The 23,235-nt window shown below is 63.2% G+C and carries 15 protein-coding genes and 3 rRNA genes; 2 read left to right on the top strand and 16 right to left on the bottom strand.

The window, feature by feature from the left end:
- Nucleotides 1–50: 50 nt before the first annotated feature.
- On the top strand, nt 51–1,190 hold the full coding sequence (locus tag ACSQ1X_RS07815) for a bifunctional 2-methylcitrate synthase/citrate synthase (protein WP_055800224.1): 1,140 nt from the start codon (nt 51–53) through the stop codon (nt 1,188–1,190).
- Between the two features lie 88 nt (nt 1,191–1,278).
- Here the strand turns inward: ACSQ1X_RS07815 and ACSQ1X_RS07810 are convergent, their stop codons facing one another.
- The 10 genes from ACSQ1X_RS07810 to ACSQ1X_RS07765 form a co-directional block, all read right to left on the bottom strand.
- Nucleotides 1,279–1,770, bottom strand: coding sequence for an 8-oxo-dGTP diphosphatase (locus ACSQ1X_RS07810; RefSeq protein WP_055800227.1), 492 nt, complete (start codon nt 1,768–1,770; stop codon nt 1,279–1,281).
- A gap of 31 nt (nt 1,771–1,801) precedes the next feature.
- Entirely contained in the window at nt 1,802–2,824 is a 1,023-nt protein-coding gene (gene xerD, locus ACSQ1X_RS07805) for a site-specific tyrosine recombinase XerD (protein ID WP_055800230.1), read from the bottom strand.
- Nucleotides 2,824–3,486 (bottom strand): NUDIX domain-containing protein, encoded by a 663-nt coding sequence (locus ACSQ1X_RS07800; RefSeq protein ID WP_055800232.1) that lies wholly within the window; start codon nt 3,484–3,486, stop codon nt 2,824–2,826. Before ACSQ1X_RS07800 ends, xerD begins: the two co-directional genes overlap by 1 nt.
- Nucleotides 3,487–3,513: 27 nt before the next feature.
- Nucleotides 3,514–5,322 (bottom strand): CTP synthase, encoded by a 1,809-nt coding sequence (locus tag ACSQ1X_RS07795; RefSeq protein ID WP_055800237.1) that lies wholly within the window; start codon nt 5,320–5,322, stop codon nt 3,514–3,516.
- A gap of 145 nt (nt 5,323–5,467) precedes the next feature.
- Nucleotides 5,468–7,207 (bottom strand): DNA repair protein RecN, encoded by a 1,740-nt coding sequence (recN, locus tag ACSQ1X_RS07790; RefSeq protein ID WP_436057246.1) that lies wholly within the window; start codon nt 7,205–7,207, stop codon nt 5,468–5,470.
- A 3-nt stretch (nt 7,208–7,210) separates the two neighbouring features.
- Nucleotides 7,211–8,233 carry an NAD kinase gene (locus ACSQ1X_RS07785; protein ID WP_055800244.1) on the bottom strand — a complete coding sequence of 341 codons (1,023 nt, stop codon included), beginning with the start codon at nt 8,231–8,233 and terminating at the stop codon, nt 7,211–7,213.
- 13 nt (nt 8,234–8,246) lie between these two features.
- Complete coding sequence (locus ACSQ1X_RS07780; protein ID WP_436057245.1) at nt 8,247–9,059, bottom strand: TlyA family RNA methyltransferase; 813 nt, start codon at nt 9,057–9,059, stop codon at nt 8,247–8,249.
- A 2-nt stretch (nt 9,060–9,061) separates the two neighbouring features.
- Nucleotides 9,062–9,262, bottom strand: coding sequence for a hypothetical protein (locus ACSQ1X_RS07775; RefSeq protein WP_055800251.1), 201 nt, complete (start codon nt 9,260–9,262; stop codon nt 9,062–9,064).
- Nucleotides 9,263–9,284: 22 nt separating this feature from the next.
- On the bottom strand, nt 9,285–10,277 hold the full coding sequence (locus tag ACSQ1X_RS07770) for an HAD-IIA family hydrolase (protein WP_436057244.1): 993 nt from the start codon (nt 10,275–10,277) through the stop codon (nt 9,285–9,287).
- A 6-nt stretch (nt 10,278–10,283) separates the two neighbouring features.
- Nucleotides 10,284–11,090: a hypothetical protein gene (locus ACSQ1X_RS07765; RefSeq protein ID WP_436057243.1), complete on the bottom strand. Its 807-nt coding sequence runs from the start codon at nt 11,088–11,090 to the stop codon at nt 10,284–10,286.
- Between the two features lie 39 nt (nt 11,091–11,129).
- On the opposite strand from ACSQ1X_RS07765, the gene ACSQ1X_RS07760 reads away from it, so the two are divergent.
- Entirely contained in the window at nt 11,130–12,155 is a 1,026-nt protein-coding gene (locus ACSQ1X_RS07760; protein ID WP_436057242.1) for a hypothetical protein, read from the top strand.
- A gap of 629 nt (nt 12,156–12,784) precedes the next feature.
- Here ACSQ1X_RS07760 and rrf read toward each other — a convergent pair.
- The 6 genes from rrf to ACSQ1X_RS07730 form a co-directional block, all read right to left on the bottom strand.
- A 5S ribosomal RNA gene (rrf, locus tag ACSQ1X_RS07755) occupies nt 12,785–12,901 on the bottom strand.
- A gap of 221 nt (nt 12,902–13,122) precedes the next feature.
- Nucleotides 13,123–16,248 (bottom strand): 23S ribosomal RNA (locus tag ACSQ1X_RS07750).
- Nucleotides 16,249–16,785: 537 nt separating this feature from the next.
- A 16S ribosomal RNA gene (locus tag ACSQ1X_RS07745) occupies nt 16,786–18,311 on the bottom strand.
- Together the 16S, 23S and 5S rRNA genes form the textbook arrangement of a ribosomal RNA operon.
- Nucleotides 18,312–18,824: 513 nt before the next feature.
- Complete coding sequence (tyrS, locus tag ACSQ1X_RS07740) at nt 18,825–20,138, bottom strand: tyrosine--tRNA ligase (protein ID WP_436057241.1); 1,314 nt, start codon at nt 20,136–20,138, stop codon at nt 18,825–18,827.
- A 154-nt stretch (nt 20,139–20,292) separates the two neighbouring features.
- Nucleotides 20,293–22,521, bottom strand: coding sequence for a HelD family protein (locus ACSQ1X_RS07735; RefSeq protein ID WP_436057240.1), 2,229 nt, complete (start codon nt 22,519–22,521; stop codon nt 20,293–20,295).
- A 152-nt stretch (nt 22,522–22,673) separates the two neighbouring features.
- On the bottom strand, nt 22,674–23,231 hold the full coding sequence (locus ACSQ1X_RS07730) for an adenine phosphoribosyltransferase (protein ID WP_436057239.1): 558 nt from the start codon (nt 23,229–23,231) through the stop codon (nt 22,674–22,676).
- Between the last annotated feature and the right edge of the window lie 4 nt (nt 23,232–23,235).

Genomic DNA, 23,235 nt, shown 5'->3' with positions numbered 1-23,235 from the left:
GACTTCCGGCTCCGGCCGGCACACAGCATAAGGAACGAAGGAGTTTCAGCATGGCTGAAAACGAGATAAAAAAGGGCCTCGCCGGCGTCGTGGTGGACTACACCGCGGTGTCCAAGGTCAACCCCGACACCAACTCGCTGCTGTACCGCGGCTACCCGGTCCAGGAACTCGCCGCCAAGTGCAGCTTCGAGGAAGTGGCCTACCTGCTCTGGAACGGTGAACTGCCCACGCCGGAGCAGCTGGCCGAGTTCACGGCCAAGGAAAAGGCCGGCCGCGCACTGGATCCGGTGGTCAAGCAGGTGATCGACGCGCTGCCCATCACGTCCCACCCGATGGACGTCTGCCGGACGGCAGCGTCCGTGATGGGAGCCCGGCATGAGCTCGCCGAGGATTCCTCGCGCGAAGCGAACATGCACAAGGCCATCGACCTGTTCGCCGCCATGCCGGCCGTGGTGGCTTACGATCAGCGCCGCCGCCATGGCCTGGAGCTGGTGGAGCCCCGTGACGACCTGGGATACGACGCCAACTTCCTCTGGATGACCTTCGGCGAAGAGCAGGTGCCGGAGGTCGTGGACGCGTTCAATGTGTCCATGATTCTGTACGCGGAGCACTCCTTCAACGCGTCCACCTTCACTGCCCGCGTGATCACGTCCACGCTGTCGGACCTTCATTCGGCCGTGACCGGGGCCATCGGTGCACTCAAGGGTGCACTCCATGGCGGCGCCAATGAAGCTGTCATGCACACCTTCGATGAGATCGGCATCCGTTCCGAGGAATCCCTGGAGGACGCCGCCGCCCGGGCCAAGGCCTGGATGGAGGATGCCCTGGCACAGAAGAAGAAGGTCATGGGTTTCGGCCACCGCGTCTACAAGCACGGCGACTCCCGTGTCCCCACCATGAAGGCCGCGCTGGACAAGATGATTGCCCACTACGGCCGGCCGGAGCTCCTGGGTCTCTATAACGGGCTGGAGAGCGCCATGGACGAGGCCAAGGGGATCAAGCCCAACCTCGACTACCCCACGGGCCCCACCTATCACCTCATGGGCTTCGACACCGCCACGTTCACTCCCCTGTTCGTTGCCAGCCGTATCACCGGCTGGACCGCGCACATCATGGAACAGCTGGAGTCGAACTCCCTGATCCGTCCGTTGAGCGAGTACAACGGCGTGGAAGAGCGGCACCTTTCGTAGGCCCTCAGGTCCTCATGCCCGGGTTTGGGAGCGCACGACGGCGGCCGGTCACCTTTCACAGGTGACCGGCCGCCGTCGTGGGTCCTGCTTACAAATTCCGCAGGACGCTCACTGACGACGCCACGGTTTCATTGTCGGCGTTGAGGGTGACCACTATGTCCACCGTCCCGCCTCCCAGCACCGGCGGCAGCCAGTGGTCCGCGTCCTGCCACATGCGGTCCACCGGCAACGACAGCGCATCAAACCATTCGGGCTCGATCTCCGGACTTTCCGCCGGTTCGCCGTGCCACCGGCGGGTGGTAAACAAGGTGGTGTGCATGTTCCATTCCGGGCGGTGGGGGAAGACAAACTCCACGACGCCGGCAGGGCGCAGGTCCCGCTCGAGCACTACTACGCCGGACTCTTCCTGCACTTCCCGGCATGCCGCCTCGGCGTGGCTCTCCCCCGGTTCCACATGACCGCCCAGCCCCACGATCTTGCCAATGCCAAAGCCGGTCTTTTTGAGGCCGAGGAGGACATCCGTTCCCCCGTCGGGCCGGTCCCGGAGCAGGAAGCAGAGTGTTACGGGGGTCGACGTCATGGACCCAGACTAGCTGTGTTGACTTGAGAGTTCAGCCCAGCGCCCGCGGGTGGGCGGCGGCGTAGATCTCCCGCAAGGTATCGGCTGTGACCAGCGTGTAGACCTGCGTGGTGGTGACCGAGGCGTGGCCCAGGAGTTCCTGGACCACCCGGACGTCCGCGCCGCCTTCCAGGAGGTGTGTGGCAAAGGAATGGCGCAGGGTGTGCGGCGAGACGTCCTTGGTGATGTTGGCTTTGTCCGCCGCTGCCTTGAGGATGGTCCAGGCGCTCTGCCTGCTGATCCGGCCGCCGCGGGCGTTCAGGAAAAGCGCCGGCGTGCCCTTGCCTTTGGCTGCAAGCAAAGGCCGCCCCCGCACAAGGTACGCGTCAAGGGCGCGTGCACCGTACGACCCCAAAGGCACCAGACGTTCCTTGGACCCCTTGCCGAACAGCCGGACTATCGCCGGGCCGTCCAGCTCCGGTTGCAGCGAGATGTCGTCCACATCCAGGCCCACCGCCTCGCTGATGCGGGCGCCGGTGGAGTAGAGGAATTCCAGCAGGGCCCGGTCCCTCAGGCCTGTTGCCGTGTCCGTGCCGGCCGCTTCCAGGATCCTGGTGACCTCATCGACGCTGATCGCCCTGGGCAGGCGCTTACCCGGCATTGGCGGGTGGACGTCGCTGGCGGGATCCGCCGTCGTGATTCCCTCCAGGGCCCAGAACTTATGGAGCCCGCGGACCGCCACGACCGTCCGCGCCGCAGACCTGACACCGAGGGCCGTCCCGCCGTCGGAACCGTCGGACAATGCCTGCACGAAGCCGGTGACGTGCCGGCGGGTGACCTCGCCTGGGCGGTCCGGACCGCACGCCGCGAGGTAGTTGGCGTAACGGGACAGGTCGCGGCGGTAGGCGGACAGCGTGTTCGCTGCCAGCCCCCGCTCCACGCCCATGTGCTGGAGGTAGTCGCCCACTGCCCGGTCTATGGCGTTGCGCGGCCGAACAGCCGTTTCCGCGCCGGACGCCGATTGTGCCTGTTCAGCACCGGCACGTTCCGGCGCGGGAGTGACGGTGCTGCCCATCAACGCTGGCTGGGATGGGCGGGCCAGGGTGCGTTCCCCGGACGCAGATGTTCGAAGCCTTCTGCGCGGGCCGCCGCTGCGGCAAGAATTCCGACGACGGCGGACGGGTTGTGCAGCCGGCCCTCCAGGACTGCCGCCACTGCGTCCTCCAGCGGCGTCCAGTGCAGCTCGATCTCCGCTTCCTCATCGGTGCGGACATGGAGTTCATGATCGGGCACATCGCTCAGGTCCCGGGCAAGGTAGATGCGGATGGCCTCGCTGGAGGATCCGGGCGAGTTGAAAAAGTCTGCCAGCACATTCCATGTCCCGGCTACCAGGTCCGCTTCCTCGGCAAGCTCCCGAGCGGCGCCTACGACGAAGTCCTCACCCTCAATGTCCAGCAGGCCGGCCGGGATCTCCCACAGGTCCATGCCCACGGGATGCCGGTACTGCTTCATCAGCAGCACTTCACCGGCCTCGTTCATAGGCAGGACTGCCACCGCGCCCGGATGGTCGATGTAATCGCGGACCAGCTCGTCGCCGTTTTCGCTGAGCTGGAAGCTGTCGCTGACAACGTCCCAGATGCGGCCTTCATACACCTTCCGGGACGACAAAAGACGGCGCGGGCTCGGCGCATCCGAAACCTGCCGTGCAGCATTGGGGGTTTCAGGCATACCGGGCATCGCGCCGTCCTTTGATTTAGTTGGTGACTACTTGGCCGAGACCTTGCGGGCGGAGCCGCCGGCCTCAGCCGGTGCTTCCGCACCGGTTACTTCCGCGGTCTTCGTTTCCGCGCCGTTAGCGGAGGGAAGCAGGTCCCCGCCCTTCTGGTGATCCAGCGCTGCCTTGACCAGGCCCGCGAACAAAGGATGCGGCCGGGTGGGGCGGGAGCTCAGCTCCGGGTGCGCCTGCGTGGCCACGTAGTACGGGTGGACGTCGCGGGGAAGCTCCACGTACTCCACCAGCTTGCCGTCCGGGGACGTGCCGGAGAACACGAGCCCCTTCGACGCAATCTGGTCGCGGTACTTGTTGTTGACCTCGTAGCGGTGGCGGTGCCGTTCGCTGACCTTGGTGGTGCCGTAGGTCTCGGCGATTACGGAGCCTTCGTCCAGCCTGGCTTCGTAGAGGCCAAGGCGCATGGTGCCGCCAAGGTCGCCCTTGCCGTCGACGATGTCCAGCTGCTCTTCCATGGTGGCGATAACCGGGTACTTGGAGTCCGGCTCGAATTCGCTGGACGATGCGCCCTCGAGGCCCACCACGTTCCGGGCGTACTCGATGACCATGCACTGGAGACCCAGGCACAGGCCCAGGACCGGCAGCTTGGTTTCGCGGGCGTACTTCAGAGCGCCCAGTTTGCCTTCGAGGCCGCGGATGCCGAAGCCCCCGGGCACGCAGATGGCGTCCACGCCGTCCAAGGAGTTGACGGCGCCTTCGTGCGTTTCGCATTCGTCCGAGGGGACCCAGCGGATCTTCACCTTGGTGTCGTTGGCGAAACCGCCGGCGCGTAGGGCCTCGGTGACGGAGAGGTAGGCGTCCGGCAGGTCGATGTACTTGCCCACCAGGGCGATTTCCACCTCGTGCTTGGGATTGTGGACCGCTTCGAGCAGCTTGTCCCAGCTGGTCCAGTCAACATCCTTGAACGGCAGGTCCAGTGCACGGACGATGTAGGAGTCCAGGCCCTGGGAGTGCAGGGTCTTGGGAATGTCGTAGATGCTCGGGGCGTCCGGGCAGCCGATCACGGCATCGATGTCGACGTCGCACATGCGGCCGATCTTGTCGCGCATGGCCTGCGGGACTTCGCGATCCGAACGGATCACGATCGCCTCGGGCTGAATGCCGATGGAGCGCAGCGCGGCAACGGAGTGCTGCGTCGGCTTGGTCTTCAGTTCCTGGGACGGTCCAATGTACGGGACCAGGGACACGTGCAGGAAGAAGACATTGCCGCGGCCGATGTCCTGGCGGACCTGGCGGGCGGACTCGAGGAAGGGCTGCGACTCGATGTCGCCTACGGTTCCGCCGATCTCCGTGATGATGACGTCCGGAGCGTTCTTGCCTTCGGCAGGAAGCCGCATCCGGCGCTTGATCTCATCGGTGATGTGCGGGATGACCTGGACGGTGTCGCCGAGGTACTCGCCGCGGCGTTCCTTGGCGATAACCGTGGAGTAGACCTGGCCGGTCGTGACGTTGGCGGACCCCTCAAGGTTTTCATCGAGGAAGCGCTCGTAGTGGCCGACGTCCAGGTCAGTCTCGGCGCCGTCGTCAGTCACGAAGACTTCGCCGTGCTGGAAGGGGTTCATCGTGCCCGGATCCACATTCAGGTAGGGATCGAGCTTCTGCATTGTTACAGACAAACCGCGTGCCCGCAGCAGGTGGCCGAGGCTCGAAGCCGTCAGTCCCTTGCCTAGCGAGGACGCCACACCGCCGGTGACGAAGATGTGTTTGGTCGTCTTGGACGAGCCCGGGAACCGGGAATTTACACGGGAATTTGATCGCTGCACCACGGAATTCGAGCCTATCATCAATTGAGCCTTCCACGGGTCGAAAATCGGATTCCCCAAATGCTTCAGTCTCCCCCGCTGTCCCCTCCTGATCAAGCCTGGTCAGGGGACGGCGGCTTCCGGGTGCCGGACCGGTCCGGCGGATGTGACCAGTCTCGCAGTATTCTCAGGCCCGCTGCGGCAGCAGCTTGGCGTCGTCCAGAAGCTCCTGGGCGTGGGCCTGGGCCGTCTCGGAATCCTCCTGGCCGGCAAGCATCCGGGCCAGCTCCTTGACCCTTTCGGGGCCATCGAGCAGCCGCACGTCGCTCGAGGTGAACCCGGTGGCGGTGCCGCCGTCGGCCCCTCTGACCGATGTTTTGGTGACGGTGATGTGCTGGTCTGCGAACGCGGCGACCTGGGGCAGGTGCGTGACCACCAGGACCTGCACATGCTGTGCCAGCATGGCCAGCCGGCGGCCGATCTCGACGGCGGCCCGCCCGCCCACGCCGGCATCCACTTCGTCGAACACAAAAGTGGGCACCGGATCCACGGCAGCCAGCACCACCTCAATGGCAAGCATCACGCGGGAAAGCTCGCCTCCGGAGGCGCCCTTGCCCAGCGGCCGCGCCGGCGCACCGGAGTGGGGCTGGAGCAGGAACGAGATCTCGTCCGCGCCGTACGGCATCAGCTGGGCGGCGGGCTCGATGGTGATCACCAGGGTCGCGTCGGCCATGGCCAGGGCCTTCAGTTCGGCGCTGACCCGTGCCGAGAGGTCCTTGGCTGCCTTGCCGCGGATCTTGCTGATGGCCGCAGCCTCTTTTTTGAGCTCAGCCTCGGTCCGGGTGACCTCCGCGTCCAGCGCCTCGATCCGGGTGGAGTCGTCCTGCAGTTCGTCGAACCGGACACGCGCGTTCTCCGCCCAGACCAGGACCTCGTCGATGCTGGGGGCATACTTGCGGACCAGCTTGGCCAGGGCGGCCCTCCGGTCCTCGATTTCAGCAAGCCGCTCCGGCCCCTCGGAATCCAGCCCGGCCTGGTAGCTCGCCAGTTCCGTGGCGATGTCGTTCAGCAGGAAACCGACCTCCGCCAGGCGCGCGGCTGCCGCTCCGAGTTCGGCATCGTGTTCGGCCACGTGTTCCAGGGTCCGTTTCGCCGCGTCCACCAGGGTGGTGGCGTCGCCCTCGTCGCCGTAGTCCTCCGCGATGAGCGCCTGGTGCGCGGTATTAGCCGCAATCCTGAGTTCTTCCACGTTGGCCAGTTTCACGGCCTCAGCCTTGAGTGACTCGTCCTCCCCCGGCTGCGGATCCACGTCATCGATCTCTGCCAGGGCTATCTGCAGCGATTCCGCTTCGCGGAGCCTGTCCCGTGCGGCACCGCGCAGAGTGTCCAGCTCCGCCTGGCTGGCCTTCCAGTGGCTGTACAGCGACTGGTATGTCCCCAGCGGGCCCGCCAGGGTGTCGCCGGCAAATTTGTCCAAGGCACCGCGCTGGGCAACTGCCCCCTTAAGCCTGATCTGGTCTGACTGGCCATGGACCACCACCAGGCTTTCGCCGATCTCCGCGAGGACCCCCACGGGGGCGGCGCGCCCGCCAAGGTAGGCACGGCTGCGTCCGTCCGCCCCCAGGCGACGGGCAAGGATCAGTTCGGCGCCGCCGTCGAACTCTTCAACGTCAGCGCCGGCTTCCCGGGCGCGGTGCACGGCGGCATGGCCGGCGTCCAGCTTCAGGACGGCCTCCGCCGAGGCGCTCTTCGCGCCGCTGCGGACCGCGCCCGCATCCGAGCGGGCACCCAGGAGGAGGCCGACGGCGGTGACCACCATGGTCTTGCCGGCGCCGGTCTCGCCGGTCACCACGCTGAGGCCAGGGCCAAGCGGGAGGGTTGCGTCGGTGATGACGCCGAGGTCGCGGATTCTCAGTTCTTCAAGCATGATTCACTTCGCAGTCGTCGGATCAGTCTCGGACGTCCCGGTGTGCCGGGGACCCGCGGGCGGCGCCATGGGCCTGGGGGTACGGATGATGGGCACGGGCCCGGTGTGGATGGACTCGGACTGGGGCATGGGCCCGCGCCAGCCGTGAATGGGAAGCTGGAACTTCCGGACCAGCCTCGCCGAGAAGGGTGTCTGGTGCGTCCGCGCGAGCCGCACCGGCGTGGCCGAGCGCGTCACTTCCACGCGTGCGCCCGGCGGCAGGTCCACGGAACGGCGGCCGTCACACCAGAGCACACCCTGGGCATCGGTCCGGTTCAGGACCTCTACGGCCAGCCTGGACCGGGGTGAGACCACCAGCGGCTTGGCGAACAGCGCGTGGGCGCTGATGGGAACGATCACCAGGGCTTCCACTTCGGGCCACACCACCGGACCGCCGGCGGAGAAGGCATAGGCCGTTGAGCCGGTGGGCGTTGCCATCACCACACCGTCACAGCCGAACGAAGTCAGAGGACGCTCATCCACCTCCGTGACCACCTCAAGCATCCGTTCCCGGTTGCCCTTCTCGATCGCGGCCTCGTTCAGCGCCCACGTGTGCCAGATCTTCTGTCCGCGGACCCAGACCTGGACGTCGATGGTCATCCGCTCTTCCACCGTGTAGTCGCGGCTGGCGATCCATTCCACGGTCTGGGCAAGGTCGGCCCGCTCGCTCTCGGCGAGGAAGCCCACATGGCCCAGGTTGACGCCGAGCAGCGGCACGTCCACTTCCCGGACCAGCTCGGCGGCACGGAGGATGGTGCCGTCACCGCCCAGGACCATGACAAGCTCGACGTCGGCGAGCTGGATGTGGTCGTGGAGGATCTCGACGGGATCATCGAGCCGGCCGAAAAAACCTTCCATGTCTTCGAGTTCGGATTTTTGCATCACGGGAACAATGCCTGAGGCGTGCAGCTGGATGCACGCCTCCCAGGCAGCCTTCAGTGATTCCTCGCGGCCGGTGTGGGCAAGGACCAGTACACGCCTGCTCATCGGGTTCCGCTTTCTAGTGGTTCGGCCAGATTGTTCCGAGCAACGCAGCAAGGGCTGCGTCCCGCTCTTCGATCTTAGGCAAGTCTGAGGTGATCCTGCGCTTTATCCACAGGAAGTATTCGACGTTTCCGTCCTGGCCGGGCAGCGGGCTTGCTGCGAGGCCGCGCAGCTCGAGCCCGGCGTCCAGCGCTGCATTGGCGACTTTTTCCACCGCCATCCGGCGTTCACGTTCGGAATTCACTACGCCGGTGCGGCCCAGCCGGTCCTTGCCGATCTCGAACTGCGGCTTGACCATCAGGACCAGGTCACCGCCGGGGTGCGTGCATGCCGCCAGCGGCACCAGGACCAGGGTCAGCGAGATGAACGACAGGTCAGCGACAGTCAGCGCCGCAGGGCCGCCGATCGCGTCAGGCGTCATGTAGCGCACGTTGAGGCCTTCGTGCACGGACACGCGGGGGTCGTTCCTGAGCTGGGCAACCAGCTGGCCGTGTCCGACGTCGACCGCCACCACGTGGTCCGCGCCGCGCCTCAGCAGGACCTCAGTGAAGCCGCCGGTGGAGGCTCCGGCGTCCAGGCAGCGCTTTCCTTCCGCTGTGACGTCCGGGAATGCGTCCAGGGCCCCGGCCAGTTTGTGGCCGGCACGGCTGACATACGTGTCCTGCCCGTCATCGGCAACGTCCAGGGGCGTGAGGTCGTCCACCTGGACGGAGGCTTTGGCGAGAACACTGCCGCCTGAGCTGACTTTGCCTTCGGCAATCAGGCGCGCGGCATGGGTACGGGACCTCGCCAGCCCGCGGGCGACGAGCATTTGATCAAGCCTTGCCATCCTCAGGCGTCACCCTCAGCCGAAGGGTCGTCGTCGTTCAGCGCATCCAGCAGTGCGTCGTGGAGTGCGGAGTAGGCCTCGGCATGCCCGGCAACAGGCAGGCCCTGAATGTCGGCCAGGCGGTCAAGGACCTCGTCGACCGCAGAGTCTCCGACCGGGCTCACGCCACTGCCGGCGTCCGGAATGTTGTTCAGCTCGGTCATGTTCCCAGTCTAGTGAGTCGTCTTAGTGCGTCAGCCATTCGATGGCCGGTGCCAGCGGAGCGTCTTCCTGCGGATTTGCCGACCACCACGCCGAGCAGGCCGCACGCCACGAGTCCAGGTCACCGGGAAGCCCGCTGATGTGGACTGATTCTCCCCGCACCACGGCGGAGGCTGCACCGCAACGGAACGTGCCGCCGTCGTGCTCTTCCACAACGGGGTACGGGCGGTACAGATCGCTGAGGTCATTGATGAGGTAGTCCGGCCGCTCGGCCGTGCGGGCGGCGAGGATCGATTCCCGGGTATCGACGCCGGTGAGCACCGCCACCGTGGCGAAGCCGGCGTTGTTTCCGCCGAGGATGTCGGTGTCCAGCCGGTCGCCGACGACGAGCGGACGGTCGGAGGTGAGCCGCTTGGCGGCGGTGCGGAACAGGGGCGCCTCGGGCTTTCCGGCCACCAGGGGCCGCTGTCCGGTGGCCGCCGCAACGGCAGCCACCAGGGTTCCGTTGCCGGGAGCGATGCCCCGGGCCTGCGGGATGGACATGTCCGTGTTGGTGGCAACCCAGAGGGCGCCGCCGGCGATAACGTATGAGGCCTCAGCGAGGTCCCTCCAGCCGATCTCGGGATTGAATCCCTGGACCACGGCTACCGGATTGTCCTTTGCACTGTGGACCGGGGTCAGTCCCACGAGCTCCACCTCATGCGCCAGTGCCGGGCTCCCTGTCACCAGGACACGCGCGCCCGCCGGCAGGAGTCCGGCCAGCAGCTCGCCGGCCGCCTGCGAGGAACTGACCACCTGCTCGTCTTCGGCGGGAGCGCCAAGCTCGCGCAAGTGGGCTGCCACCTGCGCGGGCGTCCGGGATGCGTTGTTGGTGACGTAGCCAAGTCCGACGTCGATTCCTGCCAGTTGCCGCAGGGCCTCGACGGCGCCCGGGATGGCGTGGGGACCGGCGTAGACGACTCCGTCAAGGTCCGACAGGAGGGCGTCGAACCTGGAGATCAATGAAGCACCGCTCATGCGCTGTTATTCCCTTTCGCGGTCCGAGTTTGCGGTATCGGCATCCCCGGCATCGTAGGCGTCCTCGGAGGTGCCGTCTTCGCTGGTACCGTCTTCGAGTTCGTCCGCCTCGACGGAGTCCTGGTCGGACTCGGCGTCGTCGGATTCGAAGTAATCGCCTTCGGCGTCATCGGAGCCTTCGTCCAAGGCAGCTGCGTCTGATGCGGCAGCGTCCGAGGCAGCAGCCTCGACGACGGCCGACTGGCTCTCGTCGCGGACGCCGGGCGCTGCGGCCGGAGCGCTGTCAGCCTGCTGCTGGGCAAGCAGGCGGCGCCGAGCTTCCTCTTCCCGGGCTTCTTCTTCCTCGTCCCAGCCGAGGTCGATGATGTCAGGTTCCTCATCCTCGCCAAGGCCGAGGGCGTTCTCGGCGACAACGGCCTGGCGCTGCCACTTTGCGGATTCCTCCGTGCGGCCCACTGCCGCGAGAGCATCAGCGTAAGCACGGAACAGTCGGGGGCTGTAGGAGAAGGCGCGGTTGATATCCAACTGGGCGATTTCCAGTTCGGCAACGGCCGCATCCAGCTGGCCGAGGTCGGTGCGGGCGCCGGCAGCCACGATGGCCAGTTCAACCTTGCCGGGCGCGTCGAGGTCGTTGGCTTCCTCCGAGCGCGCCACGTCAAGGGCGCGGTCCGGACGTCCCAGGCCGCGTTCGCAGTCGGCCATCACGGGCAGGTGCACGTTGGATCCACTGATCCGGCGGTAGGTGCGGAACTCACGCAGTGCTTCGCCGTAGTGGCCTGCAGCGTAGGCGGTCAGGCCAACTGCCTCGCGCACTGCGGACAGGCGTCCACCGCGGCGGCTGGCAGCCAGAGCATGCTGGAAGGCAAGTTCCGGTTCTTCGTCAATGAGGCGGCCCGCCATCACCAGGTGGCGTGCGACCCACTCAGCGCTCTTGGGTTCGAGGGTCTTGATCTCGTGCTTCGTGGCGCGGTCCAGCTCCTGGCCCGTGACATCTTCATCGATCTGGGGAGAACGCTCACGGTCCGGGCGGTTGGCGCTGCGCAGGTCGCGGGCGTTGGGTACGCGTGCGGGACGGTCCTCGGGGCGGTCGCGTCCGAAGTCTCGGGGGCCCGATTCGCCGCGGTCAAAGCTCCTGGGAGCACGTTCCTGGCGGTCGCCGAAAGGCTTGCGGTTGTCGCCGCCACCAAAGCTGCGGCGTTCGCCCTCACCCTCACGGCGCGGACGGTCACCAAACGGCTTACGGTCACGATCGCCACCACCAAAGCTGCGACGCTCCCCGCCGCCTTCACGGGACGGACGGTCACCGAAGGGCTTACGGTCCCGATCGCCACCGGCGCCGAAAGGCTTCCGGTCACGATCGCCACCGGCGGCGCCAAAGCTGCGACGCTCCCCGCCGCCTTCACGGGACTGACGATCACCGAAGGGCTTACGGTCACGATCGCCACCAGCGGCGCCAAACGGCTTACGATCACGATCGCCACCACCAAAGCTGCGACGCTCTCCCCCACTTTCGCGGGACGGACGCTCACCAAACGGCTTACGATCACGATCGCCACCACCGGCGCCAAACGGCTTACGATCACGATCGCCACCACCGGCGCCAAAGCTGCGGCGCTCCCCGCCGCCTTCACGGGACGGACGGTCACCGAAGGGCTTACGGTCACGATCGCCACCGGCGCCGAACGGCTTCCGGTCACGATCGCCACCACCAAAGCTGCGACGCTCTCCGCCACCTTCACGGGACGGACGCTCACCGAAGGGCTTCCGGTCACGATCGCCACCAGCGGCGCCAAAGCTGCGGCGCTCTCCCCCACTTTCGCGGGACGGACGCTCACCGCGGTCATCCCTGGCGCGGAATCCGCGGGGATCGCCGCCTGAGTTGTTCGATGGTCGGAAGGGGCCACCGCCGGAGGGCCGGCCGCCTCCAGAACTGCCGCGGTCTTTTCCGCTTCGATTTCCGCCGTTGTGCTCAGCCATGTTGGATTCCTCCTGTTATGAGCCGACCACTGGCGCAATCGCAGCCGCTCTTATCCGTGTTTCGTTATCCTACGCAACCCGAAATGAAGCGCTTCGAAGTCCGTACATCTCATGCAATTCTAGGCGAGTCACCGCTCACGAACTAACTGCCGCAGCCCCATGGGCCGCTCCCGTGGCAAGCCTCACAAGGACGTCGAACCCAACTCAGCGTTTGGGCACGGCCGGGCTTCCAGTCCGCTTCGTTCCGGGGCAATCCCTGAGCAGCGGACGTTCCTCCCCTATGGACGCTCTCTCACTTCCGGCGGGTTTTTCCCCGTCGCTCTCGCACTTCCCGCGGGAAAGTCATGGATGCTCTCGCACTTTGGGGGGAGGTTCGACGGCGGTGGCTGGCGTGGGTGCCTGGCCGGTTTTGCCGGTGGCGGGAGGGTCCTGCGAAAGGGGCCATGACCCGCGAGGGGGTGTGGTGTTAGGGGTGGTTTAAATGCGGGAGAGCCCCAACCGTGTGGTTGGGGCTCTCGACCTGAATGGTGTTCCGGCGGTGACCTACTCTCCCACACCCTCCCGGGTGCAGTACCATCGGCGCTGTGGGTCTTAGCTTCCGGGTTCGGAATGGGACCGGGCGTTTCCCCCACGCTATGACCGCCGTAACCCTTGCTCCGCGCCCTGGACGTGTGGTCCGGGGCGGGAAATCTGTGGTTACAACATGTGTTCTGCCGGTTAAGGCAGTTGTGGTGTTGTTATTTTATTGTTGATTCCTGAACGCAACGGGTTTGTTGGTTGGGAACCACATAGTGGACGCAAGCAGTCTTGTTATCTTCGTACCATTGTTTGGTGTGAACCCCTTTTGAAACGGGTTCACCAATGGTGTGTGGTGTAAGTTATCGGCCTATTAGTACCGGTCAGCTTCACGAGTCGTTAGTCCTCGCTTCCACATCCGGCCTATCAACCCAGTGGTCTGGCTGGGGGCCTCTCACACACAAGGTGTATGGAAATCTCATCTCGAAGCGAGCTTCCCGCTTAGATGCTTTCAGCGGTTATCCCATCCGAACGTAGCTAATCAGCGGTGCACTTGGCAGTACAACTGACACACCAGAGGTTCGTCCGTCCCGGTCCTCTCGTACTAAGGACAGCCCTTCTCAAATTTCCTGCGCGCGCAGCGGATAGGGACCGAACTGTCTCACGACGTTCTAAACCCAGCTCGCGTACCGCTTTAATGGGCGAACAGCCCAACCCTTGGGACCTACTCCAGCCCCAGGATGCGACGAGCCGACATCGAGGTGCCAAACCATGCCGTCGATATGGACTCTTGGGCAAGATCAGCCTGTTATCCCCGAGGTACCTTTTATCCGTTGAGCGACGGCCATTCCACAATGTACCGCCGGATCACTAGTCCCGACTTTCGTCCCTGCTCGAGATGTCTCTCTCACAGTCAAGCTCCCTTGTGCACTTACACTCGACACCTGATTGCCAACCAGGCTGAGGGAACCTTTGGGCGCCTCCGTTACTTTTTAGGAGGCAACCGCCCCAGTTAAACTACCCATCAGGCACTGTCCCTGACCCGGATTACGGGCCGAAGTTAGATGTCCAAAGTGACCAGAGTGGTATTTCAACGATGACTCCACCCGAACTGGCGTCCGGGCTTCAACGTCTCCCACCTATCCTACACAAGCCACTCCGAACACCAATACCAAACTATAGTAAAGGTCTCGGGGTCTTTCCGTCCTGCTGCGCGTAACGAGCATCTTTACTCGTACTGCAATTTCGCCGAGTTTATGGTTGAGACAGCGGGGAAGTCGTTACTCCATTCGTGCAGGTCGGAACTTACCCGACAAGGAATTTCGCTACCTTAGGATGGTTATAGTTACCACCGCCGTTTACTGGGGCTTAAATTCTCAGCTTCGCCTTGCGGCTAACCGGTCCTCTTAACCTTCCAGCACCGGGCAGGAGTCAGTCCGTATACATCGTCTTGCGACTTCGCACGGACCTGTGTTTTTAGTAAACAGTCGCTTCCCCCTGGTCTCTGCGGCCCCGATCCCCTCCCACCAGCAAGTGGTGTTCAAGGTTGGGGCCCCCCTTCTCCCGAAGTTACGGGGGCATTTTGCCGAGTTCCTTAACCATAATTCTCTCGATCGCCTTAGTATTCTCTACCTGATCACCTGTGTCGGTTTGGGGTACGGGCGGCTAAAACCTCGCGTCGATGCTTTTCTAGGCAGCATAGGATCACCGAATCCCCCCATACGGGGGTCCCGTCAGGTCTCAGGCATCATGAACGGCGGATTTGCCTACCGTTCGCCCTACATCCTTGGACCGGGACAACCATCGCCCGGCTCGGCTACCTTCCTGCGTCACACCTGTTAATACGCTTACCTCCCAGGATCAGGTCCCGCGCTCCACCAAAACCCTCACACCACAAGGGCGATCGGGCAGGCTTCGGGCAGTTAGTATCCCCTGTTCAGCATGGGCGGTTTTTCGCCGGTACGGGAATATCAACCCGTTGTCCATCGACTACGCCTGTCGGCCTCGCCTTAGGTCCCGACTTACCCAGGGCAGATTAGCTTGACCCTGGAACCCTTGATCATTCGGCGGACGGGTTTCTCACCCGTCTTTCGCTACTCATGCCTGCATTCTCACTCGTGTAGGCTCCACCGCTGGTTTACACCGCGACTTCACTGCCCACACGACGCTCCCCTACCCATCCACACTCCTGAACCACAAAGGCTTGGATAAAATGTGAATGCCACAACTTCGGCGGTGTACTTGAGCCCCGCTACATTGTCGGCGCGGAATCACTTGACCAGTGAGCTATTACGCACTCTTTTAAGGATGGCTGCTTCTAAGCCAACCTCCTGGTTGTCTTCGCAACTCCACATCCTTTCCCACTTAGCACACGCTTAGGGGCCTTAGTTGGTGGTCTGGGCTGTTTCCCTCTCGACTATGAAGCTTATCCCCCACAGTCTCACTGCTGCGCTCTCACTTACCGGCATTCGGAGTTTGGCTGACGTCAGTAACCTTGTAGGGCCCATTAGCCATCCAGTAGCTCTACCTCCGGTAAGAAACACGCAACGCTGCACCTAAATGCATTTCGGGGAGAACCAGCTATCACGAAGTTTGATTGGCCTTTCACCCCTACCCACAGCTCATCCCCTCCATTTTCAACTGAAGTGGGTTCGGTCCTCCACGACGTCTTACCGTCGCTTCAACCTGGCCATGGGTAGATCACTTCGCTTCGGGTCTAGATCACGCCACTGCAACGCCCTATTCAGACTCGCTTTCGCTACGGCTGCCCCACACGGGTTAACCTCGCGACGTAACACTAACTCGCAGGCTCATTCTTCAAAAGGCACGCCGTCACCAGAATCAGACTGGCTCCGACGGATTGTAAGCACACGGTTTCAGGTACTGTTTCACTCCCCTCCCGGGGTACTTTTCACCTTTCCCTCACGGTACTGGTCCGCTATCGGTCATTAGGGAGTATTTAGGCTTATCAGGTGGTCCTGACAGATTCGCACGGGATTTCTCGGGCCCCGTGCTACTTGGGATACTTCCCAGGCGGTACACAACATTACGGTTACGGGGCTCACACCCTCTCTGGCCGGCCTTTCAAGACCGTTCACCTATGCCTGCACATCACACCTCGCTGGTCCGGCAGAACCAGCACGGGAAGTCCCGCAACCCCGACCATGCAACGCCCGCCGGCTATCACACATGGAACGGTTTAGCCTGATCCGCGTTCGCTCGCCACTACTAACGGAATCACTATTGTTTTCTCTTCCTGCGGGTACTGAGATGTTTCACTTCCCCGCGTTCCCTCCACGCACCCTATGTGTTCAGATGCGGGTCACCAGGCAGCTCGCGCCCCTGGCGGGGTTTCCCCATTCGGACACCCTGGGATCACAGTCCGGTTATCGACTCCCCCAGGCTTATCGCAGATTCCTACGTCCTTCTTCGGCTCCTAATGCCAAGGCATCCACCGTGTGCTCTTAAAAACTTGACCACAAAAGATCAAAAAAACTAATTTTCGAGAGAACCACAGAAACCACTGCACCATCCCGAAAGACAGCACAACAGATCCAGGTTCATATTCTTGGAAATTGCTTCTTATAAAAGATGCTCGCGTCCACTATGTAGTTCTCAAACAACAACCCCGTACCACACACCCCACACACACCCGCCCCCACAAAAAGGACAAAGCAACCATGCGATCGATGCAGCCAGGAAACCAGAAACAAACAAGTACCGAACCACCACAGCCAAAAAGCCGCAGCACCCGGCCCTGTTGCCTCAGGACCCAACAGTGTGCCAAACACTAAACCACCACTCCCATCCCCGCACCGTTCCAGGACACACCCGCCGCAATTACTCACAGCAAGGGTCCGTACTAGGCGCAGGGAAAAAACCGGCGGCCGCTATTTGTTGATATTCCACCCGTGAGCACCCGCCGCAGAACTTTCGTCTGCGCAACGGGCATATACTCCTGACAACCCCGCCACACCCGCATACACGGGGCACGGTGGCTGTAGGTGCTCCTTAGAAAGGAGGTGATCCAGCCGCACCTTCCGGTACGGCTACCTTGTTACGACTTAGTCCCAATCGCCAGTCCCACCTTCGACAGCTCCCTCCCACAAGGGGTTAGGCCACCGGCTTCGGGTGTTACCAACTTTCGTGACTTGACGGGCGGTGTGTACAAGGCCCGGGAACGTATTCACCGCAGCGTTGCTGATCTGCGATTACTAGCGACTCCGACTTCATGGGGTCGAGTTGCAGACCCCAATCCGAACTGAGACCGGCTTTTTGGGATTAGCTCCACCTCACAGTATCGCAACCCTTTGTACCGGCCATTGTAGCATGCGTGAAGCCCAAGACATAAGGGGCATGATGATTTGACGTCGTCCCCACCTTCCTCCGAGTTGACCCCGGCAGTCTCCCATGAGTCCCCGCCATTACGCGCTGGCAACATGGAACGAGGGTTGCGCTCGTTGCGGGACTTAACCCAACATCTCACGACACGAGCTGACGACAACCATGCACCACCTGTGAACCGGCCCCAAAGGGGAAGGACTGTTTCCAGCCCGGTCCGGCCCATGTCAAGCCTTGGTAAGGTTCTTCGCGTTGCATCGAATTAATCCGCATGCTCCGCCGCTTGTGCGGGCCCCCGTCAATTCCTTTGAGTTTTAGCCTTGCGGCCGTACTCCCCAGGCGGGGCACTTAATGCGTTAGCTACGGCGCGGAAAACGTGGAATGTCCCCCACACCTAGTGCCCAACGTTTACGGCATGGACTACCAGGGTATCTAATCCTGTTCGCTCCCCATGCTTTCGCTCCTCAGCGTCAGTTAATGCCCAGAGACCTGCCTTCGCCATCGGTGTTCCTCCTGATATCTGCGCATTTCACCGCTACACCAGGAATTCCAGTCTCCCCTACATCACTCTAGTCTGCCCGTACCCACCGCAGATCCGGAGTTGAGCCCCGGACTTTCACGGCAGACGCGACAAACCGCCTACGAGCTCTTTACGCCCAATAATTCCGGATAACGCTTGCGCCCTACGTATTACCGCGGCTGCTGGCACGTAGTTAGCCGGCGCTTCTTCTGCAGGTACCGTCACTTTCGCTTCTTCCCTACTGAAAGAGGTTTACAACCCGAAGGCCGTCATCCCTCACGCGGCGTCGCTGCATCAGGCTTTCGCCCATTGTGCAATATTCCCCACTGCTGCCTCCCGTAGGAGTCTGGGCCGTGTCTCAGTCCCAGTGTGGCCGGTCACCCTCTCAGGCCGGCTACCCGTCGTCGCCTTGGTGAGCCATTACCTCACCAACAAGCTGATAGGCCGCGAGTCCATCCAAAACCACAAAAAGCTTTCCACCCCCCACCATGCGATGAGGAGTCATATCCGGTATTAGACCCAGTTTCCCAGGCTTATCCCAGAGTTAAGGGCAGGTTACTCACGTGTTACTCACCCGTTCGCCACTAATCACCCCAGCAAGCTGGAGGTCATCGTTCGACTTGCATGTGTTAAGCACGCCGCCAGCGTTCATCCTGAGCCAGGATCAAACTCTCCGTTGAAGTAAAACAAAAACGAACACAACTCAAAACCCCCGGGAAAACGGAAGAAAAAAGCTGCAAAATTTGAAACCAGCTGTAAAAACCAGACCACACCACGGGGTGGCGGATCCAGTCAATTCAACCAATCCATATAAATAAATTGGTATCAACAAACTTGGCACACTATTGAGTTCTCAAACAACAGGCACATTCGAATACTTTTCAAACAAATATTTGAATTCCGATGAATTCTTTGTTATCATTTCTTCGCTGCGATGTTTCTAGCTTATTTCATTCATTTCCACTTTGCAAATCCGGCTATTCTTCCGAAGTTCACTTGGTGGAGTGAACCCGCCCAGCAAAATATGAAGCAATTTTTCATTTCTGCGACTTGCGCATGAAGAATTGCTTTTCATTTGTAGGGGGTCTGTCACCACTCAGCGGCGGCGACTCAGAAAACAATACACGCTCCTCCCCGGCCTCGCAAATCGGCCGGAAAGGAGCGTGCACATGACGTCGTGGTAACTGTCAGCCCTAGGAAGCAGCCACTTCCACAGTTGCCAGGTTCTTCTTCCCGCGGCGCAGGAGCAGGTAGCGCCCGTGCAGAAGTTCACTGCCCGCAATGACTGCCTCAGGATCGGTGACCTTGGTGTTGTTGACATAGGCGCCGCCTTCACCCACGGTCCGGCGGGCGGCCGATTTGCTGTCCGAGAGCCCGGAGGCCACGAGCAGATCCACGATGCCAAGGCCGTCAGCTGCAACACGGGCCGAAGGCAGCTCGGCGGTGGCAGCCGTCAGGGTCCGTTCGTCCAGCGCCGCAAGGTCCCCGCCGCCGAAAAGCGCCGCGGAAGCAGCGATGACCTTTTCCGTTGCCTCAACCCCATGGACCAGGGAGGTCACTTCAAACGCAAGCCGGCGCTGGCCTTCACGGGCAAAGGGACGCTCGGCAATGGAAACTTCCAGGGCTTCGATCTCGGCGCGCGTCAGGAAGGTGAACACCTTCAGCCGCGCGGCAACGTCGGCGTCGGCCGTGTTCAGCCAGAACTGGTAGAACGCGTACGGGCTGCACATCTCCGGATCGAGCCAGATGGCATTGCCTTCGCTCTTGCCGAACTTGGTGCCGTCCGAATTGGTGATGAGCGGCGTGCCAAGTGCGTGCACGTGCTTGCCCTCAACCTTGCGGATGAGTTCGGTGCCGCTGGTGAGGTTGCCCCACTGGTCAGAGCCGCCGGTCTCCAGCACGCAACCGTAGTCACGGAAGAGCTGGAGGTAATCCATGCCCTGCAGGATCTGGTAGCTGAATTCGGTGTAGCTGATGCCTTCATCCGAGCTCAGGCGGGAGGCAACGGCGTCCTTGCGGAGCATGGTGCCGACCCGGAAGTGCTTTCCGATCTCGCGCAGGAAGTCGATGGCGCTCAGGGGCGCGGTCCAGTCCAGGTTGTTAACCATCCTGGCCGCGTTTTCGCCTTCAAAGCTGAGGAAGCGGCGGACCTGTGCCTGAAGGTACCCGACCCATTCGGAAACGGTGTCCTTGGTGTTCAGGGTGCGTTCCGCCGTCGGGCGCGGGTCACCGATCAGGCCTGTCGATCCGCCGACCAGGCCCAGCGGCCTGTGGCCGGCGAGCTGGATGCGGCGCATGAGGAGCAACTGCACGAGGTTGCCCAGGTGCAGGCTGGGCGCGGTGGGATCGAATCCGCAGTAATAGGTGATCGGGTCCCCGGCGAGCAGCTTTTCCAGTTCCACTTCATCAGTGGACACGTGGACCAGGCCGCGCCAGTTGAGCTCTTGCCAGATGTTGGCAAAGGTCGGATCGTTCTGCTGGGACTCGAGATCATTTAGTTGGGACACGTGATCTAAGTTAGCAGGATTGCCCGGTCCGGAGCGCTGCGCGGGAGCCAAATGCGCGTTGCATGACAGTGCCGCGGGACCGTCGGGAGGCCGGAACTATCCGGACCTCCCGCCAGCCGTGTTCTCGCGAGTAACCACAAGGCACCAGCCAGGATCAGCGTTCGATGCCTGCCGGTACCGGAGCGGCGGAGATGAGCCGCAGTCGCTGGGTGGGCCGGGTCATGGCAACGTAGAGGTCCCCCACCCGTCCGTGCTCATGGTTGAGCATCATGGACGGCTCGAGCACCACCACACCGTCGAACTCCAGGCCCTTGGCCTCGCGCGGGCTGATGACGACGATGTCCTGCTCGTAGCTGCCGGCGCCGGTACCGACGCGGCGGCCGTAGGCAGCCCGCAGCGCGGAGGTGGCTTGCGGGAGGAGCTCGCCGTCGGCAATCACCGCAAGCAGGCCGCCGTCGAGCGCGTCCAGCTCATCCGGCAGGACCTCAACGAGCCGGCTGACCACTGACCCGTCATCCACGCGGTCAATGATCGGCGACCAGCGTCCCTCCCGGACCGCTTTAGGAGCGGAAATCACCAGTCCGGCGGCAGTGGCCATCCGGGCTGCAGCCTCCGCGATCTGGGACGGCGTGCGGTAGTTGACGGTGAGTTCCTCAAGCTGCCAGCGGTCGCCGAACATCGGCTCCAGCGCGCTCTGCCAGGACTTGGCCCCGGCCACGGAACTGGTCTGGGCGATGTCGCCGACAATCGTGAACGACTTCAGCGGGCAGCGCCGGACGAGCAGGCGCCACTGCATCGGCGACAGTTCCTGGGCCTCGTCTACAACAATGTGCCCGAATGCCCACGTGCGGTCAGTGGTAGCCCGTTCGGCCGCGGTGAGCCGCGCTTCCCGCTCCTGGTTCTGGTCCACGAGTTCCTCGGCCGTCATCAGCACGTCCACACCGGCGGTTTCCATGTTCACCAGCGTCTGCTTCGCGTTGGCGATGTCCCGGGCGCGGTCGTGCTCCTGCTGGGCCAGGCCCCGGCCCGCTGCGGGATCAAGCTCGCCCAGAAGTTCAGCCGCTTCGTCCAGCAGCGGAACATCGGCCTCGGTCCAGGGACTGTCGGCCGGGCGGGCCAGCAGCGCGCGCTCAGCGTCGGTCAGCTGGGGCGTGCAGGCTTCAAGGATGGCCGGCTTGCTGAACAGCTCGGAGATGAGCTTCTCCGGCGTCATCGGCATCCAGCAAAGGTTCAGCGCGATCCGGACATCGCGGGCAGTGCGGACGTCCTCGGCGAGGTACGAGCGGTCGGCGTTATTGCCGATGCTGCCGGCCTCGACGAGCTCGGTCATCTGTTCGGTCAGCTCGCGGAGCAGGATCTTCACGAACGTCAGGCGCGCCTCGTTGTGCGGCTTGTGGGTGGCGCGGGCCTTCTCCCGTGCCCGCCGCACCTGGCGCGGGGTCAGGACCAGCTTGCGGCCGTCCACCTCAAGGATCCGGTTCTCGGCCGGAATGCGCTGCCTGTTGGACACGGCGTTGGCCACGACCTCGGCCATGTCCAGCCGTCCCTTGACGGCCGCGACATCCGCTTCCTGCTCCGGTACGGCATTGATGCCCGGCATGAGCCGCCCGACGCTCGCCATGACCACACCCGTCTCGCCGAGTGACGGCAGGACGCGCTCAATGTACTTCATGAACGACGACGACGGGCCCACGAGAAGCACACCGGCAGTCTTGAGCCGGTCGCGGTGCGTGTACAGGAGGTACGCGGCACGGTGCAGGGCGACGGCGGTCTTGCCTGTTCCGGGTCCGCCCTGGACGACGACGGCGCCGGCGATGGAGGAGCGGATGATCCGGTCCTGTTCCGACTGGATGGTGCCCACGATGTCGGACATGCGTCCGGTGCGCTTGGAGTTCAGGGCGGCCAGCAGTGCGCCCTCCCCCTGCAGGGATTCGTTGTCGGCCAGCATGTCGGCGTCCAGGACGTCGTCTTCAATGGCCTTGACCTCGCGGCCCTGCAGAATCAGGTGGCGGCGGCGGCGCACGCCCTGGCGGTCGAAGGCAGTGGCCTGGTAGAAGTGCCCGGCTTCGGGCGCGCGCCAGTCAACCATGAGCCGCTGGAGGTCATCAGTCGTCAGGCCGATGCGGCCGATGTACTGCGCCTCCCCCGAGTCCAGGTCAAGGCGGCCAAAAACCAGCCGGTCGTCCACGGCGTCCAACTGCGCCAGGCGGTCCTCATAAAGGGCCGCGAACGCGTCCCGTTCGGAAACGTTCTGCATTGTTCCCACGGCTCCGGCACGGCGGACCTGGGCTAGCTGAGTGCGCTTTTCCTCGCGCAACTCATCAAGGCGGGCATACAGTCCCGCAACATAGTCCCGTTCATGGGCCAAATCAGCGTCGAGCATCGAGACTTTCCCCTATCGCAAAAGACAGACCGTCCATTCTACAACCATTTTGTTGAACGCGCCTGAAACATTTCAGTTCCCCGGTTTTCCGCTTCCCGCTTCGGTCACCGGGTCCACGCCAACGCCGGTTCAACGGCCTCCGCGGGCCCACGCTAGATCCGGATGAGCGAGCGGACGCGGTGGCCGCTCAGGGCGGAACGGCCACGAAGCTCGCCGAGTTCCATGACCACGCCCACCCCGGCAACATGCACTCCGCAGCGCTCAAAAAGCCGCGTGGCGGCGCCGAGCGTACCGCCGGTGGCAAGGACGTCGTCGAGAATCAACACCCGGCTTCCGGCCGGGAGGTCAGTGGTGTGCAGTTCCAGCGTTGCGCTGCCGTACTCCAGCGCGTAGTCCTCCGAGATCACCTTGCGAGGGAGCTTTCCGGCCTTGCGCACGGTAATCACACCGGTGTTGGTGGCGTAGGCGGCAGCGGCGGCCAGGAGGAAGCCACGTGCTTCCACTCCGGCGACGGCGTCGAACTGGCCCTTAAAGGGCTCCACGAGTGCGTCCACGACGGCGTGGAGGGCAGCACCGTTGGCGAAGACCGGGGTCAGGTCCTTGAAGATGATTCCGGGTTTGGGATAGTCCGGCACCGTCGCGCAGAGGCTGTTGATCAGCTGGTCCACGGGAACGTTTCGTCTGGCTTGGCCCGGCTCGCTTAGATTCACGCAT

Source organism: Arthrobacter sp. LjRoot78 (assembly GCF_964254335.1).
Taxonomy (GTDB): Bacteria; Actinomycetota; Actinomycetes; order Actinomycetales; family Micrococcaceae; genus Arthrobacter.
The sequence above is the reverse complement of the archived record's forward strand: the minus strand, read 5'-3'. Positions and strand labels throughout refer to the sequence as shown.